Raw genomic sequence first — 19,952 nt, forward strand, 5'->3', positions numbered from 1 at the left:
TAGTTTATTAATATAAGTTAGAAATAAGACAAAAGTTTAGGTACCCTCTAGAACAAAGACCCGGCAGTTTAGCACTTTACCCTGGTGGGGGACTGTCCCCCAGCGGTTTAACGCTTTACCCTAGCGGGGGACTGTCCCCCAGCGGTTTAACGCTTTACCCTAGCGGGGGACTGTCCCCCAGCGGTTTAACGTTTTACCTGAGTGAAGTCCCTTCCTCTGATTCCAATGCCTTATAGTCTTTTTTAGGTTGCGCATTATACCTTTATTTCTTATTATTTAATAGATGTTTCTTTTAGATATAATGGTTTCTGCTTAGAACGTGTATATGTATGAATACATAGTATGCAATTTATATCTGTGTCTAAAGAGGCATGTTTTGTTTATTGGAAGGTAGGGAATTTTATTGAAATTTGTTATTTCTGGATTTTATGGTCTTGGCAATACGGGAGACGAGGCTATTTTAGAAGCAATCATATACAACTTGCGCGACCAGCTTCCAGACCCTGATATTACGGTTTTTTCTCTATCACCGGAAAAAACCGCAAAGGAACACAAGGTGAAGAGTGTGTATCGAGGATGGAAACAACAGTTTAAGGAAAAGGTACAAGCCTTGCGTCGTGCGGATTTGTTAATAAGCGGCGGCGGCGGTTTGCTGCAGGATGCCTATCCGACACGCTTTCTTTTCGGTCCTCTTCCTTATTATTTATTGATTGTCTTTCTGGCCAAGCTATGCGGGACTAAGGTGATGTTTTTCTCCCAGGGAATCGGTCCTGTTACTTCTACATGGGGAAAAATTCTTATGAAGATTTTTGCCAATATGGCGGATTATGTCACCGTCCGTGACCAATATTCGAAGGATTTACTCGAACAGCTTGGTGTCCGCAGGCCTGAAGTGGTTGTAACATCCGATATCGTGTTTGCTTTTCAGCCTAGAAAGGATACGGCTTGTATGGACAGCCTCCCGCTGCAAAACTCGGATTCTCTTGTTGCGGTATCTGTCCGCCCTTGGTTTGACCAAGTAAAACAATTTGAACAAATCGCGCAGATTCTTGATTCACTTATCGAAGAACGCGGGATTACGCCTGTGTTTGTACCAATGGAAGGCCACCATGATGCCAAAGCAAGCGAAAAGGTTTTGGCTCATATGAAATACAGCAAGCACTGTCATATCCTTGGCACTGATTTTACACCAAACCAGTATGTGAATTTTATTGGTGAATGTCAGCTGACGATTGGGATGCGATTGCATGCATTAATTTTTTCAACTATAAAAAGCGTCCCACATATTGGTCTGAGCTATGATAAAAAGGTTGAAAGCTTATTAAAGCGAAACGGAATGTGGGAGTTTTCAGCCGTTCTTGAAGAAATTGATGTGGAGGAGCTCACGGAGCATGCTCTGCATTTGCTGAATGAACGGCAGAAGTACAGTGAAATAATCAGCAAAAATGCTTTGGAATTGAAGCAGGAAGCATTACGCAATGTGGAGCTGCTGCAGGAGAAATTTATGTAATAAATAGAGTGGAATGACAGGTGAATTACATGCTGATGGGTTCTTTTTTATAAAAAGAGAGGAACAGGTAGTTTGGTTCTATTTAAAAAAAAGCAACCCTAAAGGTTTCACCTATTTAAATGGAGGTAACAAGCGCATGAAAATTTTGATAGCCACGGCATATGAATATCCACATATTGGAGGTTTATCAACCCATGTGACGACCTTGAAAGCTGGTTTAGAAGCTAGAGGACATGAAGTGGATGTTCTTTCTTTTTCCAATATCCAGCCGGTTGTCAGGAAACTATACGCTCAGGGCCCAAGTTTTGTCATCAATAAAATTAAAAAAGGCCGCGGCATTTTGTGGACTCATCGCGTTCGGCAAAACTGTTTGAAGTCGCTAATGATAAAAAACAAACATAAGAATTACGATATCGTTCATGCACAGGACCCTTTCTCAACACTAGCGGCTGTTGAAGCAGGCCTCCCTGTCGTATCAACCGTTCATGGCTATGCGACGTTTGAATCGATTAGTAAGGGTTCAATGATTGAAGGAAGCCCGGAAGCAAAGAAATTTCAAGAAATCGAGATTAAAGCTTATACGAGTACAAGAAAAATTGTAACGGTCGATCAACGGCTAAGAGACTATGTGAAGGATGTATCAGGTGCAGAAGGTTTGGCCATCCGTAATTTCATTGATATTTACAACTTCAAGCCTGATAAAGATAGAAAAAATGAATTGCGTGCAGAGTACGATGTATCAGTTGATGAACACGTATTGTTTGTACCAAGAAGATTGGTAAAGAAAAATGGAGTTATTTATCCAGCTTTGGCGCTGCCGGCTGTTTTAAAAAAATACCCAAACACCCGCTTAATCTATGCAGGTAACGGAAATCAAATGCCGGAAATCAAACGAATTGTGGAGGAACATGAGCTTGAGGCCCATGTGACATTACTCGGGGATGTGCCGCACGAAAGAGTGAAGGATTACTTTGCTTTGGCTGATGTTGTAATTGTGCCAAGTGTCCATTCTGCCGGTGTGGAAGAAGCAACATCTATTTCTGCTCTCGAAGCCATGGGATCCGGAACTCCGTTAATTGCCTGTGCAGTCGGCGGCTTAAAGGAAATCGTCGATCCAGGGCAAGACGGCTTGTTAATCGAGGAAAAAAACGTAGAACAGATGTCAGAAGCGATTCTCGACCTCCTCGACCATCCGCAAGAAGGAGCACAAATGGCCCAAAAAGCCAGACAAAAAATCGAAAAGGAATACTCCCATCTAGCTGCTGCCGAAAAATACGAAGAAGTTTATATCGAAGCATTAAAATAAGTGCGTAATGGCTTTATCACATTAAAGCACCGGGGGACTGTCCCCCAGTACTTTAACGTGGTGCTGTGCCGGGGGACTGTCCCCCATTGCGTTAATCTAACAGAAAGCGAATGAATGTTATGTCAGGATTGAAGAAGACGGCTATTTGGATTACGTTGCTTGCGCTGGTTTTGAAGCTTTCAGGTTTTTTGCGTGAGAGTATTATTGCTAGACAGTTTGGAGCGAATGAGTATACGGATGGTTACTTGCTCGCTTTTTCCTTTATTACATTAGTGATTGCGATGATATCCGGCGGCTTTAATAATGTATTCCTGCCGCTTTATGTAAAAAATCGCAAAGAACGGCAGGCGGAGACAGAGAAAAATGCCAATGGTATTATGAACGCTACCGTCTTAATCTTTTTTATCTTGACAATTATGGGATACTTTTTCGTTCCTAGCTTTGTTCCATTTATTTACGGGGCGATGACGCCGGAAACAGAGAAAATTGCAGTTGAGATCACTCAATTCTTCTTTTTATTTTTAACAGCTATTGCTTTGAACGGAATTTTAGACTCCTATTTACAAGCAAGAAGAGTGTTTGTCCCTTCGCAAATTTCTAAGCTGCTTGCGACCTTAATGGGGGCGGTGTTTGCCCTTCTTTTTTCTGATCAATGGGGAATTAATAGTTTAGCGTACGGATTTATCGTCGGCACCCTAATGGGTACTGCACTTCAACTCTATTATTTGCATAAAAGTGAATTCCGCTGGAGCCCTACTTTAAAAGTAGAAAAGGATTTCCGCTCTGCTTTTATCGTATTATTGATTCCTTCCTTACTAAACTCGGTTGTCGGACAGGTCAATATGTTCGTCAATAAAATGTTTGCTGCTGGTACGGTTGAGGGTGCTGTAACCTATTTAAACAACGCATCCCTTCTGGTCAGTGTCCCGCATGCGATTTATGGAACAACAATTGCTGCTATTATTTTTACCTTATTATCAGAACAGGTGGAGCAGCAAAAGAAGTTTCAGGACACCTTCTTTATCGGGCTGCAGGTTTCACTTGTCACCTTAATGCCAATTGCGGTCGGTCTTGGACTCGTTGGTGAGGCGGCTATTTCCTTTGTCTATGAACGCGGAGCTTTTACAGAGGCAGACACCCATAACACCTATTTAGCGATGCTGTACTATTTACCAATGATTGTCACGCAAGGGCTGCAATACATTGTCTCGAAATCAATGTATGCAAAAGGTAAGACCTCTACTGTCTTTCGGATTAGTGTTACCACCATCCTTTTAAATGTACTGTTGAATTGGATGTTTGTTGAACCATTCGGGTATGCGGGCTTAGCATTAACGAGTTCTGTTGTATCTGTATATTTTCTAACTGTATCCACCATCGTGGTCTACCGGGACTTCGAACGTGGGGAAGCGAAAAAACTAGCATCGTTGATTGTAAAAGTAATCCTACCGACTGTTGTCATGGCTGTACCCTTAGTGTTGGTAAATACATTTACACCGATTACCGAATGGCATGCTATTATTCAGCTATCCATCCTTATTCCTCTTGGTGTGCTGTTATATGCAATAGGATTATATGTCTTCTATCGCGAGGCTTTCAGGCAGCTGCTTCGTACGGTACGTAAAAGATAAACGGATGGAAAATATACTGTAGCGCATTAAAGGAGCGGGGGACTGTCCCCCGCTCCTTTAATACAGAAAAGCGACAAGACCTTTAAGTCTTATCGCTTTTTTCAAATCTAATATTTTTTCATTTGCTCATATAATGATAGAATGTGAGTCCCGTAATTTGGATTCATAGCCCATGTCATGCTAAGGTCTTCCCAGTGCGGAGCTTTTCCCCGTTTTACCCATTTGAACCGATTGTCAACGAGCACTTCACCTTGAGGTAAATCATTAGTTGTAGCATACGCCATTAAATGCTGGATTTGAGCTGTAACTCCCTCTTTTACTGAGGAAAAGACTTCTCCCTTCACACCTTTGCTCGTCACACCAAGTCCGCCATAGTTATATTGATCCGGCGTGACTGCTGAGCCTTCAAATCTAAACCATCCTGTCTCAAGTATAGACTGTGCGAACGCTATGTCACCGCGAACACCATATATTTTCCCTACTTCAAAAAAGGCTGCCGCAATTTCATCGATGTCCTGAGCATTAGGGTTCTTTGCTTTTACAAAAGCAGCCATTTTCTCAGCAGACACTGAAGAAGCTCCCATAATACTTAAATGTCCCTCGTGTAGATCAACAGGAACCGGCTCTGGAGTTGGTTCAGGTTCTGGCTGCGGCTCCGGTTTTGGCTCGGTTACCGGTGGTTCTGGCTGTGGCTCCGGCTCTGGAGCTGTTACCGGTGGTTCTGGCTCTGGAATTGGCTCGGTTACCGGTGGTTCTTCTACTGGAGGAACCGGCGGATTATCAAGCCCTTGTGCAATAAAATTCTCATATGTATGAATCATTCGTGAGATAAAAGCTGCCGCCTCGGCCCTTGTCGCAGTATTTTTTGGTTTAAATTCATATGTACCGCTCTTTGTTTTATAACCCCTAACAATATCATCAAATACTGTTCGTGCAACTGCTCGCTTAAAGGTTTGGCCAATTTTTGATTCGTCAGAAAAATTTAGCGGCGCCTCTGTTCTTTTTACATCTAAATACTGTAATGCATTATCTATCATTTGAGCCATTTGATCACGGGTAATCTTATCATTTATCCCGAAGTTACTGTTATCGTACCCTTTTACAATCCCTGCTGAGCTAGCACTATAGATTTCATCAGCAAGTTCTGAGGATTGGGGCACATCTGAGAACTTTGGATCTCCCTCAGGCAGCTCTAGTGCACGTGCTAAAAGTGCTGCAAATTGACCTCTTGTCACTTCTGTAAAAGGTTTATAGCTCCCCTCGCCATACCCCTGCATAATGCCTCTGTCCACCACGGTGCGCATTTCAGGTTCTAATGTTATCCCGGTTATGTCATCATTAGCCGAGGCTCGTAATTCAGTAGCATAAAACAAACTGCATGTCGCTAGCAAACAGCCTAGCAAACCAACCTTTTTCCCTTTCATCACAATCCTCCCAACTTCTACAAATAATAGAAAATATATCTATTATTCTACCATAAATAGACTTATCATTTGTCTACTTTCGTCGGAATCTATAAATATTTAAAAGATAAAAGAAGGAGGTTGACAGAAAGATAATGGAGGAGAATAGTTATTATGGTTTAGTACTTTAAAGTACCGGGGGACAGTCCCCCGGCGCTTTAAAGTACTACCATTCAAGATGCTTTCCTTCTAACCATCCGCTCTCTTTGCTTCAACAAATAATCGATAATTCTCCTTTTTGGGTTCATAAAAATAGGATAAAGCTTTTTGAGTAGTCACATGAGGATCTGTATAATCGGTACTAATATACGCTTTGTAACTGCTCCAAGGATAGCTTTCCGGTGAGATACAAATCCCTGCCTCTAATGGGTTTAAATGTATATACTTGCTAACTTCTAAGAAATATTGAAGCGAATCAATCAGACTTGCTTTATAGCGTCCTTGAAAAACATGTCCAATAAATTCATACCGTTTATTAAAGTAAATAGCATAATGGGTGTTAATCATACTCATAATCTTTTGGGGATGATGGTTGATGGTTTCTAATTGAAGATGAATGTGGTTTGTCATAAGACAATAAGAGTGAAGATGAAACGGATATTGAGAACGGGCATTCTCAAGCATTTCTAAATACCTTTTTCGGTCCCTGTCATCATAAAATAAAGCTGCACAACGATTCCCTCGGTCCGTAATATGATAAGTCGCACCGGGAAAATACACCCTCGGTTTTCTAGACATGACTAATGCACCTCCGCAGTATAAAATAAAACTTTGCACAACTCCATCAATTCGACATGATTCTCTGATTTCCTTTATGAAACTAAAAATATTTTAGAATACTATATCTATTGTGCTTTAACTCTTTAAAGGGGCGGGGGACTGTCCCCCACCCCTTCACCGCATTAAACAAATGAGGGACTGTCCCCCAACGATTTATCGCGTTGAAGTGGCAGTCCCTTGATTTTGGTTTATAGCTTTGGATAGGAAGACACTGAATTGAGCTCTGGTGATGTTTAAGTCTGGCTTGAAGGTTCTCTCTTCATAGCCTTGCGTGATGTTTTGTTCAAATAGACTATTAATCGCGTTGAAATAGTGCTTCTGATTATCCACGTCAGCAAAATGGCTTGATTCTGCATCTGGAAGTTTAAATGCCCGCTGCAGAATCACAGCGACATCTCCTCTGATAATATGGAGATTCGGTCTAAAGCTGCCGTCCGAGAACCCAAATATAATTCCATCGTTCGTTGTATTGTTAATATAACCCGAAGCAAAGTGGCCTGAAGGAACATCCGAAAAGTTCGTGGTTGATGAGCCTCCAGTGTATTTCAAAGCCCTGCCAATCATGGTGACTGCTTCAGCACGGGTAATCGGATTGTACGGATAAAAATTCCCATCATTATTCCCACTGATGATTCCCTTCATGAAAAGATCACTTACTTCTTTTGTATACCAAGTATTATCCGCTACATCCGGAAAAACATTTACTACTTCTTTACTCAAAGGAGGCTGGACCAGTCCATATCCGTATTCCATGTCCTTTCCCGGAGTTCCTAAATCCTCGGCTGATTTTCCCATATGAATCGTGATTTGCTTTGAACTCAAATTAGGATAAGCTTCCATATACAAGGCAGCCATCCCAGCTACAAAAGGCGATGCCATAGACGTTCCAGTTGAGATTCCATATTCCTCTGCTCCAGTCCCATTATAGGTACTAAATATCTCCTCACCTGGAGCAACAAAATCCAAATCCTGGCCAAAATACGAAAATAATGATCTCGTAAATTGATTTTTATCCCACATGACAGACCCAACAGCCAAAACAGAAGGATATCGAGCAGGATATAACACATTTAAGTTACGGTATAGTGCAGTAGGATAATTCCCTGAAGCTGCAACTATAATCATGCCTTGACTTTCAGCTTTTTTTAAAGCTTCTTCTAATAAAAACGATCCATTTTGAGATGTAATGCTTAAATTTATAATATCAAGTCCCTGAGCCATTGCCCATTCAATCCCTTTGACAACATCGGATTGATTTCCTTCTCCTTTTTGATCAAGAACCTTAACCGCATAAATCTCTGCATCTGGAGCGACTCCAACGGCGCCGATGTCATTATTCTGGGCCGCAACAATTCCGGCCACATGGGACCCATGTCCATTATCATCATCATACGAGGTTGTCCCTTGTACAAACGTAGCCCCGCCGGCAATTCGAAGATCCGGATGATCGATTCGGACACCGGTATCAAGTATCCCGATTTTAACCCCCTTACCTGTATAACCTGATTGATTGAACATTTCCAGACCCAGCATTCGATAGCCCCAACTCATTTCTTGAAAGGTCGTTTGAACCTCAGGGTCAGGTTCAATAAACTGAATATTGGAACGTTGAAGAAGATGATCCTTCCATTCAACAGGAATAGTGACAGAAGCGGCATTCAAATCTTCGAAAAGATGATGAACTTCTATTTCTTTATTTTCTAGTAAACTATAATCTATTTCATTATGAAAAAAAATAATGACTCGTTCAGTTAGCTGCTCTCCGCTTACTTTGAAAGGAATAAGCACTAGAAATAAGAATAACAAACAAATAAAATATTTTTGTTTGTACAAGCTAATCCCCCTTTCTCCTTTTATGTACATACTAACTTTAGCTAATTATACACTATTACTAGACGTAATTGAGCCTCTACTAAATGATCAAGCAAAATAATTTTTATATATTTTAGTAAAATTTTTACAAAAAAGGCCCAGTCAAAATGTGCCGTTATTCTAAAGAAAACGTTGAATTTCGACACATCATCCTCTTTCGAAAACCACCCGTCCACAGTAAAAAATCGACAGCTTTATAGATTGATACCGAATATACTAGTATCAGTGCCTAACTTTTGATAAACTGATAGATGATATTTGATGAGAGGAGCAGGAAAATGTCGAAGTACGGCAAGCTAGTTGCAAGCGTCAGCATGTTTATTTTGGCGATTTTTGGAATGTTTAGCTTTCAAAATGGCCACAGCGTTCAAGCCCAAATTAAGTTTGCAGACGTCCCTGATGACTATTGGGCGAAGGAAGAAATTGAGTATTTATATGGGAACCAAATTATAAGCGGGTATCCCGGGAATCTATTTAAACCAACAGATTCTGTCACCCGAGGCCAAGCGGCCAAAATGATTATTAATGCAATTGAAGAAACAGAGTATCACCCGAAAAAAGCGTCCTTTACTGATACCGATGGAAATAGGTTCTCAGGCTATATCGAGCGTGCTGCCCAGCTTAATATTATCGGAGGGTATCCAGATCATACATACCGGCCCAATAATTATTTGACACGCGGCCAAATGAGTAAAATCATTGTAGAGGCATTTGACTTGGAAAAATCACAGAGTTCACAATCAGTCTTCACAGATGTTCCTTCCACTTATCAGTTTGCTTCGTATATTCAAACCCTTTATAATGAGCGGGTTACAAATGGAAACGGCCAAGTTTTTGAACCAGGTAAAAATGTCACAAGAGCGGAATTATCTGCGTTTATCAGCCGTGCAATGGATGATCAGTTTAAAGTAACGGCACAGGAACCAAATCCGGAACCACAACCTGAACCGCAACCTGAGCCAACGCCGGAGCCGCAACCTGAGCCTACACCTGCCCCAGCAACAGGATTAATGGGGGAAATAACAGCAGATGTGCTCAACATGCGTTCAGGTCCAAGCAGCAAATACGGGTTGGTTGCAACAATCCCTCAAAATGCTTCTGTTACGGTTATCAGCCTCGACGGATTTTGGGCTAAAATCAACTATAATGGAAAAGAAGGCTATGTACATAAAACGTACTTAAAATTGAAAAACACTTCCGGAAGTGTCCTGCAAAATAGGATTATTACGATTGATGCCGGACATGGCGGCAAGGATGTCGGCGCAGTGAACGGGAACATCTATGAAAAAGATATTGCGTTAGCTGTCGCAAAGCTTGTAGAACAAAAACTGAAAAATGCTGGTGCAAAAACGGTTATGACGAGATCAGGTGACACGTATCCAACCCTTGACGGCCGTGTTCAAACATCCATTAACAACTATTCTGAGATGTTTGTCAGCATCCATACGAATGCAGCATCACCAAGTGCTTCAGGCACAGAAACGTACTATGATACATCTAAGAATGATAACGGTGCCGAAAGCCGTGAGCTTGCGCAAGAGATTCAGAAAAAACTTATTGAACTAATTGGAACAAAGGACCGCGGAGTTAAGGATAATAGTTTCCTTGTTATTCGCGAGCAGCATATTCCAAGTGTCCTAGTTGAGCTTGCCTTTATCTCCAATTCTGACGATTTGGCAAAACTAACTTCAGCAGAATACCAAGAGAAATTTGCGGAAGCCATTTTCCAAGGAATTCAAAGCTATTATAGTAAATAATACTAAAAAAAGTCCCGCACAACTAAGTGCAGGACTTTTTTTCTATATTCAGCAGGAAAAAGTTTTATCAAAAGTAACACGGGTAATTAAAAAGAAAAAAAGCCCTGCAGAGATGAGTCTCCACAGTGCTTTCCTTTTTAACGCTTAATTTCAGCGATCTTGATTTTCGCATCAACCACTTTATCAGCAACCCCTTCGTATAGCAGGTTTCCTTTTTCATCATAAACAGCAATTTCATGAATACCTGCAGCAGGGATTTCGGTTGTGACAGTAAATACTCCATTAACAACTGCAGCATTTGCTGCAATCGGTTTATCCCCATTCGGAAGCTTAACCGCTACTTTTTCCACGCCTTCCGCTTTCCCAGTAATGGTGATAGTATTGTCATCATTCAGTACTCCAGCCACATCTGATACAAGAACATCTGGAGCCACAACCTTAAATTCCTCTGCTTTTTTTATAAAAATAGCCAATTCACCGCGTGTGGTCGGGGCATTGGCTCCAAAGGATGTTTCGCTTTTGCCATTTGTAATGCCCGCGGTGTAAACAGCTTTCACATAATCGCTAAAAACAGCGCTGACATCTGTGAATGGATGCGCCCCGCCGTCAAGCGGCAAATCATAGGCGATTGCAATCATTTTCGCCATTTCGGCACGTGTCAGCGAGTCATGCGAACCAAAGGTATCGGCTGTTTTCCCGTTGATAATGCCAAGGTCCTTAAGAACATTTACGGCTTTCGCGGCACGCTCAGGAACATCTGTGAAGCCAGAGTCTGGAGCGCCAAAGTTTTCAAACCCAAGAGCTTTAGCTATCCACACAGCTGCATCTGCACGTTTAATTTGCGAATGTGTACCAAAGGTCCCGTCTGCTAACCCATTTGTGATTTCCTCTGCTTCTAAATAGTCAACCGCTTCTTTATAGCGGTCTGAGACATCTGGAAAACTGGCAGCTGAAGCAGCAGGTACGACAGCTGTTGCGACCATTGCGGCTGTCGCTGCGGCTGCTAGAAATTTTCGATATGAACGAAGTTGGTAAGCCATTTTGGTTTCCCCCTAAGGTGTGATTATTTACTTGCCATTTTTACAGGAGCAGGTATTACTTCCTGTATATACCAGGCAAATGATCCTATTTGATATTCTAGCAAACCAGTATAGATTTTCTATATTATTTTAGGAATCTTTATAGTATCTTTACGTTCTTTACATTATTAATATTTTCAATATAAAATAGAGGCTCGTACATTATTAATTCGGAAAGTATTTTCCGATTTTTACAGTATTCTTATCCTATCATTTACTAGGATGGTTTTACTGATTTCCAGCGAATGTTATACCGTTATTTATTAATAAATCAGGGGGAATTCAATTGAAGAAAAAACGTTTCAAAATTGGCTTATCTGTTGTCATGGCATTCTCTTTGCTGGCCGCTCCAGCAGTTTCAGCTGAAAGCGCAGATACAAAGAAAGTAGATTATCTTGCACTGGGAGATTCACTTGCCGCTGGTATGTATTATGATAAGTCAATCGGGAAAGGCTACACAGATTATATTGGCAGCCAGTTGAATAAAATTGGTGTGTTATCCAGCTTTAATAAGCAATTTTCTGTGTCTGGATATACGACAACAAACGTTCTAAATGATATCCAGAACAATGTAGAAAAGAATGGTGTTCCCATTCAAACGGCTATTAAGGAAGCAGAAATTATTACGTTTGATGCCGGGGCAAATGACCTTTTATCATTGATAGAAATTAATCGGGAAAAGATAGAAGAATCTACAATCGACCAAGAAAAAGTTATAGCTGGTATGACGACAGTTGGTCAAAATTTAACGGCTATTTTTACTAAGATTAGAGAACTGAATCCGAATGCAGAAATTTATGTGATGGGCTATTATAATCCGTTTCCAATTCTGCCTAGCCCGTATAGAGAACAGATATTACCTATGCTTGATACGTTAAACAAGATCATTGCAGATACAGGTAAACCGTTTGGAGCGACCTATGTTCCTACAGCCGATTCCATAGCAAAAAATGCTTTTGGCTATCTGCCACGTTTTCTTGAACTGGAAATCCATCCGAACCAAGCTGGATATCTCGCCCTTGCAAATGATTTTTGGAAGGCCATAAATGTAAAAAAAGAAGCAAACTTTAATGATAGTATTCCAGAGGCAGCAAAAGAAGAGATTAATTATTTAGTAGAAAAAGGGATTATTGCCGGCTATGTGAACGGAAGCTTCGGTGCGAATGACCTGATTACACGTGTACAAAGTGCCATCATGCTGAATCGTGCCATTGTGTACAGCGATGATCAGGCTCCAAATCCAAACTATGCCGATGTAACAGAAAGCACATTTGGCTACGACGTGATTGCAAAAATGACACAGGAAGGCGTTTTTGCTGGAAATAATCAGTCGTTTAACCCTGGAAATACGTTAACTCGTGCAGAAATGGCAAAGGTCTTAGTCCAAGCCTTTAAATTAACAGGCACCGGAAACAAAGGCTTCAACGATGTAGCAAGTGACTACTGGGCTGCATCCTACATCAGCATCCTTGCTGAAAATGGCATCACAGTGGGCTATAACGACGGCTCATTCAAACCAAATGAACCTATCACAAGAGCCGAATTCTCCATCATGCTATCACGCTCATTGAATGATAGCTTGAAATAGGATACTGCATGAAAAGGGAGCAGATTTTACCTCTTTAAAGCAGCGGGGGACAGTCCCCCAGCGCTTTAACGCGCTGAGGGGACTGCCCCCTTTTTTGGCTATAATCCTATCTATTTATGTTTACATGTTTAGTTAACAAAAGGTACAATGACTTTTGTTAACTCCACTAATACTTCTTCTCCGTTGACCGCTTTAATAATTCCAACATTTGGTGCATAATAAGTAACCATGCCATCTTGATCCGTCACTTCTACTACATCTGTGAACGTACCTGCTGGCGTTGTGAGCGTCAAATCTGTTGCTGTAATTTTATAAGTGGCAAGAATCTCATCCCCATACTCTATCTTCCAAGTGTGGCCGGTTTTTACGGGATTCGCAAGCATTAATCGATATTCTGAATAAGGAGCACCTAGTAAATACCCTACTTCAGCCTGTCTTTCGACAATTTGATAAGAGCCTCCAAATTCATCATTGACATTCCAAAGATTCCAATTTGGATATTCTTCGTCCGCATAAACAAATGAGAAATTACCATTCTCATTAGAGTGGTATTGATAAATATTGCTTGTATCCTTTACGTAGGATACCGGTAGATCCACCTTAAAGTCATCATTTAGTGCACGTGCGAGAAATGCGGAAAACTGGGCTCTTGTCACTTTCTCATTCGGACGGAATGTGTTGTCAGGATATCCTTGTGTAATATTTTCGGCTAGGATTCTTTTAATATGCGTGTAGCTCGCCATAGCAGAAGAAATATCTGTAAAAGGAGCATTCACTTCCACAGTCAGATTGAAGGCTCTTGATAAGAAAATCGCCATTTGTCCTCTAGTAACCGTTTCATTCGGACGAAAGGTTTTATCCGGATACCCCTGAATAATTCCCTCCGCAGCCGCAGAAGCGATATAACCACTGGCAACCTGATTTGCACTTACATCAGAGAACGTAGTTGCCCGCTGTTTACCATCTAAATCTAGTGCCCTGCCAATCATAATGGCAGCAGCAGCTCTTGTCACTTCCTCATCAGGACGAATGGTTCCATTTGGATATCCTTTTACAATTCCTTTGTTTGCTAGGTACATGATTTCATCATAAAAACGGTGACCTGAATGAAGATCTGAATATGACGTTGTCAAAGCACTTACACTCAAACTACTGCCTAAAGTCAAAACAACCAACAAAAATAGCAATCTAATTTTCTTCAAAACTCCATCATTCCCTCTCTTTTACTAAAGGAAAAAATATCCTCCACCTTGATTATATTATAGAATGCAAGTTCTAAATTAGATTTCTAACGACAATATTCTTATTGTTTAGCACATTAAAGCGGCGGGGGACTGTCCCCCGCCGCTTTAATGTGCTAAACTACAAAGACAAAACCGAGAGCGTTGTTTTACTCCGGTTTTGTCTTTTATGATTATTTATTATTGATTTTCTATTTGAGTTAGTTCTGTCACGGTATACCCTTCGTACACTTCTTTAATACGACCCACGTTTGGAGCAAAATAAGTAACCAATTCATCATTGCTAGTTACCTCTACTACGTTGTCAAAAGTTCCCGCAGCGGTTGTAACTGTCATATTGGTTGAAGTGATGACGTATTGAATTTCGTCGTCATATCCTGTACCCCAGGTTTGTCCAACGACTACAGGATATTTTAGGTCCATGTAATACTCTGATTCAGGATATCCCAAGTAATACCCTTCACTGTCTTCTCTTTCTAGCAATGAATAGCCAAACTCATAGCCGTAACCATAGTCTGTGTATACATCCCATAAATTCCAACCATCATATTCTTCATTTGGATACTCCATATAGAAACTTCCCATATAATCTGACTCATAATAATATACTTTCGAAGGATCCTTTAAATAGCTCATTTGTGCGGGTGGCATTTCAACTTTAAACTTATCGTCCAAAGCACGTGCTAAAAAGGCAGAAAACTGAGCTCTTGTAACCTTTGCATCTGGACGAAATGTGTTGTCCGGATATCCTTGTGTTAAATTTTCTGCGATAATTCTTTTAATATGTGTATAACTCTTCATAGAAGGTGAGATATCCTTAAAAGAAGCATCAGATTCCACGGTCAGTTCAAACGCTCTTGATAAAAATATCGCCATTTGCCCTCTTGTAACTGTTTGATTTGGGCGATACGTATTATCTTCAAAACCTTGAATAATTCCCTTTTCCACTGCAGCCGCAATATAGCCACTTGCCTTTTGATCCGCACTAACGTCCAAAAACGAAGTATCGCGCTGTTTTCCATCTAAATCTAACGCTCTGCCAATCATAATAGCTGCTGCAGCTCTCGTTACTTCCTCATCTGGACGAAATGTTTCATCTGGAAAACCAGTAATAATCCCTTCTCCTTCCAAGTAAACCATTTCCTCATAGAATCGCTGGCCTTCTTGAAGGTCTGTAAATGTGGATGCGAGCGCACTTCCACCAAAACTGTTTAAGGCAAAAATCAGTAAAACAACTAAAAAACTTACCTTTTTCAAAAGATTAACCCCCCATATAAAAAATCTCAGACTATTATTCTATAATATACAACAAATCATTTCTATATAATTTAAATGATTTGTTTAGGTCTCCAGTCATCCAAAAAAAGGAATCAGCGTATCACCCCGATTCCTTCAATACTCCCTCTATTTACCGCATTAACGCATTGGGGGACTGTCCCCCAGCGCTTTAATGTGTTACTGTATTGTAATATTCATTGTTAATACTGTTGCATTGTCAAAGCCGTCTTCGAATTGCGCTTCTAGGACGTAGTTTCCGGCTGGAATGGAATCATATGCCGGTGCATTGACTAGGTTCCATACTCCATTGTTAAAGTAGGTTAAGGTTCCCCATGTCTTGCCTTCGCCGTCTTTGGCTGCTTCTACATCTGTGCTTTTTAACGTGATGGTTACAGGTACGTCTGTTTTTAATGCACTATCTACAACAGTCAATTGAAGACTATTTATATTCGCAACCCCATTATTTGCACTTAAGATAATGTCTGCTTCTGTTTCAACTGCGAAATCAAATTCAACAGAATTCTGCCCTTCCATTACTACAGAACCTTTACCTGCTTCAGGTGCCTTAAAGTCAAAAGCTGTCCCATTTTCATCTGGGTAAAGCACCCCTTCTAATCCAGATAAGTCCTCATGATCAAATGTTAATGTTTTACGATCGTCTGAAAGCACTGGATTTTCCGGTATTAAGATAAGCGATTCTTCACCTGACAGTTCTACAAGCGTATACGCATATTCTGCAATTTCTTCAACTGTGAAATCCTCATGAACTGCTTCTTCAAAGTGTAGCCTTAACGTATTTGAATCAATTAATTCAACGAAATCAATCACAAATGGAGAATAGCTGAAATAAAAATTAATCGTATTAAAAAGAAGATTAGCAAAATCGCCGCGCATAATTTCCTGATGTGTGCCATAACTTGTTGCTGTTTTTCCAGTAGTAATGCCCGCTCCGTACAACGCTTCTATATAGGGTGCAAAAACACCTGCAGCATCTGTAAATGGTGTTTCAACTGCAAGATGATTCAAATCAAACGCTTCAACAAGAAACTTCGCCATCGCACCGCGAGATAATGGCTCGTGCGGCTTAAACTGATCTGCCGTTACCCCTGAAGCAATCCCCTCTGCTACTAGTGCATTAACTGCACCCTCTACACGGGGATTTAAATCCGTAAAACCAGCATCAGGCGCATTTTCTGTATCCAATCCAAGAGTATAGGCTAAAATAACAGCCGCATCTCCGCGTGTTAAATTGTTATATGTTCCAAATTCAGTTTTACTAATTCCTTTTGCAGCTCCAATATCATAAAGGAAGCTTACAGCATCTGCATAACGCGAATTAACATCTTCAAATGAATAGCTAACCACATATTCAGGGTCTTCCAACTCATCAGCAGAAACTGCTGGAACAATTGCTGTTGCCATCATCGCTGCAATCGCTGTAGATGCAAGAAACTTTTTAAGAGAGTTCCCCATTAAGTCATTTCCCCCTGTATAAACATTCTTTTTTTGTAAGATACTATCGCTAATAACACACCTTTTATTTTGTAGCAACAGCTTTGCTGAAGTAATCATAGCAAAAGTCGAAGCCTAAAAATACACGTAAATATTGCCTTTTAATTTGAATGACTTTACCATATTAACGCAATGGGGGACAGTCCCCCAGCGCGTTAAAGCGCTGAGGGACTGTCCCCTATATTTGGCAGCTTATTTATTTTAGAGATTAGTTATTTACGCTAGCGTTTTTTACTTGGTTGTTATTTGCATCAGTTAGCTCAGCGTTGTCAAACTCAACCGTTACTTTATCAGTAGTTTTGATTGCTTCATTTAACGCTAATACTAATTTTCCTGTTGAATCTACTGAATTCGTAAATGTTGCAGTTGTACCATTTACTTTGAGAGTGATGCCTTCAAATTCTTTTTGATCACCATCTAAATCATTCGATTTAACTGCTTCTGAGAAACTTACTACCACCTGGTTGCTTCCATTTACAGTTAGAGCTGTTGCTGTTGGAGCAACGTTTTCTGTTAATGTAAGCTCAGCAGTGTTTTCGCCTTCTTTAAGAGTATTTCCAAATACATCTACAAGGTTAGAAGCGACAAAAGTGTAAGCTCCATTTACAGTAATAAATGATTCAGGTAATGTAATTCTTACTTTATTTTTGTTATCAACAAATTTAATATCCGTACCTGCTGGTAATGCCTTACCGCCGATTGTATAGTTGGAAGCTGCTAGGACTGAATCACTCATGCCTTTATCATCTGTTTCATCAAAAACAATCTCAATGACATTATCTTCATTAGTAATCGATGTAGTAATTACTTCGCCCGCTTCAACGCTAGCTGCAGCTGGACGCACTACACTAAAGTTAATAGCATTTTCATTCGTATTATCATACTTATCTGCAACTGCATCTTTTGCTACTTCAATGACATACTTTTTACCAACTTGCAGTGGAGTCTCTTCATCTAAAGTAAACTCTAATTTATTTAGAACTTCTTCACCGTCTACTGTTGGATGAGCAACAGCAGTAACATCTAATGTTGTTGCACTTTGAATAATTCCATCAATAGTTTTAACCGTTAACTTATTAATTGCTGACTCTGCTACTTCTTCATTGAATTCAAGAACAATCTTACCATTTTCTGTTGCAGAAGCACCTGCTAATGATGCAGCTGTTCTGTCAGCAGTGAAAGTAGAATTAAATTTCACTTCTTTCATTTCATTTTCGCCATCAGTAAAGCCATTTACAACTACTTCAGACGTAAAGAAATCTGTATTGCTTGCAAAGAAATCACCATCATTTGCTTGTTGAACATCGATAACAAATGTCTTTTTATCAGTAGATGTGATATCAGCTGCTTTTACTGCTACACCGCCAATAGTAACTGTTCCTGATTGTACTTCTTCAGAGAATGTAAGAGTCAGTTTATTTCCATTCGTTGACGTAGATACAGTTGGAATTGTAGAGTCAACCTCTTTTTCAAGTACTGTAAATGATAATGTTAAATGTTCCGCTTTGTTTGCAGGTGATGCAGTGTCTTTCGCACCTACGATATCAAGTGTATACGTTTTGCCAACTTCTAAACCTTTAAGTGTAAATGAATCGGTTCCTACTACAGGAGCTGCTTGAACACCGTTTACTGATACCGTTCCAACAGTTGATAATGCTTCATCAAATGTAATTGTTGCATCAGCCGTTGTGCCAGCTTCATTATAATTATCAAATGAAGTTTCTACCACTGAAGGCGCAACAACGTCATCGAAAGTTAATAGAGAAACAAATTTTTCTGTTTGAACCTGTTTGTCCTCTCCATCTTTCAAATCAGTATCTAGAGGTAAAACTGTTACAATTGCATTGTCAACTTCTGTGCTATCCAATGTATAGATCACTGTTGTTCTGTCTTCAGAAAGCTCAGCTCCAACGACCTTTTTACCTTCTAATGAGAACTTAGAAATTAAATTTGCTTCAGTTGTACCTTTTGCAAGTGCTGTATTAAATTCAACAACCATTTGCTTTGCATTTATTGCAGATACACTCTCAACTGCAGGTGTTACTACTTCTTTTACAAAGTTTTCTGCATTATAAACCATCTTAGCGAAATCGCCGCGTTTTAATGCATCATTATAACCAAAGTGTCCATTCTCATAACCGCCAGCGATTCCTGCATCCGCAATCGCATCAACATATTTCGCTAGTTGTGCATTTTCAGCGACATCAGGGAAAGCTGTTTTTCCATCGCCTAATTCAAGTTCGTAGGCATTGGCAATATATTTTGCCATTTGTCCGCGAGTAATTTCTTTTTCAGGAGCAAAGATGCCATTTCCAAAACCACTTACTATATTTAAATCAGCTAATTTTACAATTGCTTCATATGCTTTTGAATTTTCACCAACATCGGAGAAATTATTTTCTGGAATATCTTTTCCATCTAGTAAACCAAGTGCACGTGCAATCATGATCGCACCTTCAGCACGAGTGATGACTTTGTTCGGTTGGAATGAATTATCCTCATAACCAGAAATAATTCCTTTTTCTACTAAAGCTTTGATTGCTTCCTCGTGACGATGTCCATCAATATCAGTTAGGTTAGCAGCAAAAGCCATAGGAGCAACGACGCCAGCTACGATTGTTGTTGCAGTTGCAGTTGCTAGGAATTTCTTCATTGATTTTGAGTAGTTAGTCATGTATAAGATTCCTCCAATGTGTTTGTTAGATTAGTTAGTAGATTAAAAGCTTAATTCACTTGTTGTTTATGAAAACTTTGTGTCAATCAAGCTATGAACCAATCATACCAGGAAAATAGACTCATGTCTTTGGTAGTTATTGTAGTTTATCCTAAAGTTTAGATTAGATTCCATTTCCTTCTTAAGCAATATCACCAAACCCTTAGTTTTATTATATTTTTATAGTTTTTACTTATTTTTTCCATGTATTTATTTTTACTA

At 40.1% G+C, this 19,952-nt stretch carries 13 protein-coding genes; 5 read left to right on the top strand and 8 right to left on the bottom strand.

Annotated features, from left to right (window positions below; translation table 11 throughout):
• Positions 1-403 precede the first annotated feature (403 nt).
• The 3 genes from csaB (at position 404) to murJ (ending at position 4,447) form a co-directional block, all read left to right on the top strand.
• Complete coding sequence (csaB, locus tag F4V44_RS22760) at positions 404-1,510, top strand: polysaccharide pyruvyl transferase CsaB (RefSeq protein WP_150442310.1); 1,107 nt, start codon at positions 404-406, stop codon at positions 1,508-1,510.
• Between the two features lie 136 nt (positions 1,511-1,646).
• On the top strand, positions 1,647-2,816 hold the full coding sequence (locus F4V44_RS22765; protein WP_150442311.1) for a glycosyltransferase family 4 protein: 1,170 nt from the start codon (positions 1,647-1,649) through the stop codon (positions 2,814-2,816).
• 119 nt (positions 2,817-2,935) lie between these two features.
• Complete coding sequence (murJ, locus tag F4V44_RS22770; protein ID WP_150442359.1) at positions 2,936-4,447, top strand: murein biosynthesis integral membrane protein MurJ; 1,512 nt, start codon at positions 2,936-2,938, stop codon at positions 4,445-4,447.
• Between the two features lie 107 nt (positions 4,448-4,554).
• Here the strand turns inward: murJ and F4V44_RS22775 are convergent, their stop codons facing one another.
• The 3 genes from F4V44_RS22775 to F4V44_RS22785 all read right to left on the bottom strand — a co-directional run bounded on the left by F4V44_RS22775 (position 4,555) and on the right by F4V44_RS22785 (position 8,523).
• Positions 4,555-5,871 (bottom strand): S-layer homology domain-containing protein, encoded by a 1,317-nt coding sequence (locus F4V44_RS22775; protein ID WP_150442312.1) that lies wholly within the window; start codon positions 5,869-5,871, stop codon positions 4,555-4,557.
• Positions 5,872-6,099: 228 nt separating this feature from the next.
• Positions 6,100-6,648 carry a transposase gene (locus F4V44_RS22780; protein ID WP_150442313.1) on the bottom strand — a complete coding sequence of 183 codons (549 nt, stop codon included), beginning with the start codon at positions 6,646-6,648 and terminating at the stop codon, positions 6,100-6,102.
• A 195-nt stretch (positions 6,649-6,843) separates the two neighbouring features.
• Positions 6,844-8,523, bottom strand: coding sequence for a S8 family peptidase (locus tag F4V44_RS22785; RefSeq protein ID WP_191090814.1), 1,680 nt, complete (start codon positions 8,521-8,523; stop codon positions 6,844-6,846).
• A gap of 317 nt (positions 8,524-8,840) precedes the next feature.
• Here F4V44_RS22785 and F4V44_RS22790 point away from each other — a divergent pair, with 317 nt between their 5' ends.
• Entirely contained in the window at positions 8,841-10,319 is a 1,479-nt protein-coding gene (locus F4V44_RS22790) for an N-acetylmuramoyl-L-alanine amidase (protein WP_191090815.1), read from the top strand.
• Between the two features lie 137 nt (positions 10,320-10,456).
• Here F4V44_RS22790 and F4V44_RS22795 read toward each other — a convergent pair whose 3' ends face one another.
• Positions 10,457-11,359 carry an S-layer homology domain-containing protein gene (locus F4V44_RS22795; RefSeq protein ID WP_150442316.1) on the bottom strand — a complete coding sequence of 301 codons (903 nt, stop codon included), beginning with the start codon at positions 11,357-11,359 and terminating at the stop codon, positions 10,457-10,459.
• Between the two features lie 325 nt (positions 11,360-11,684).
• Here F4V44_RS22795 and F4V44_RS22800 point away from each other — a divergent pair, with 325 nt between their 5' ends.
• Complete coding sequence (locus F4V44_RS22800; protein ID WP_150442317.1) at positions 11,685-12,986, top strand: S-layer homology domain-containing protein; 1,302 nt, start codon at positions 11,685-11,687, stop codon at positions 12,984-12,986.
• 128 nt (positions 12,987-13,114) lie between these two features.
• Here F4V44_RS22800 and F4V44_RS22805 read toward each other — a convergent pair whose 3' ends face one another.
• The 4 genes from F4V44_RS22805 to F4V44_RS22820 form a co-directional block, all read right to left on the bottom strand.
• Positions 13,115-14,119, bottom strand: coding sequence for an S-layer homology domain-containing protein (locus F4V44_RS22805; protein ID WP_150442318.1), 1,005 nt, complete (start codon positions 14,117-14,119; stop codon positions 13,115-13,117).
• Positions 14,120-14,407: 288 nt separating this feature from the next.
• Positions 14,408-15,484, bottom strand: coding sequence for an S-layer homology domain-containing protein (locus tag F4V44_RS22810; RefSeq protein WP_150442319.1), 1,077 nt, complete (start codon positions 15,482-15,484; stop codon positions 14,408-14,410).
• A 198-nt stretch (positions 15,485-15,682) separates the two neighbouring features.
• A complete protein-coding gene (locus tag F4V44_RS22815) occupies positions 15,683-16,978 on the bottom strand; it encodes an S-layer homology domain-containing protein (RefSeq protein WP_150442320.1) in 1,296 nt (431 codons plus the stop codon).
• Between the two features lie 247 nt (positions 16,979-17,225).
• On the bottom strand, positions 17,226-19,691 hold the full coding sequence (locus F4V44_RS22820; protein WP_150442321.1) for an S-layer homology domain-containing protein: 2,466 nt from the start codon (positions 19,689-19,691) through the stop codon (positions 17,226-17,228).
• Positions 19,692-19,952 lie beyond the last annotated feature (261 nt).

Origin of the sequence: Niallia endozanthoxylica, assembly GCF_008710145.1 — a bacterium.
GTDB classification, from domain to species: Bacteria; Bacillota; Bacilli; order Bacillales; family Cytobacillaceae; genus Bacillus_BD; species Bacillus_BD endozanthoxylica.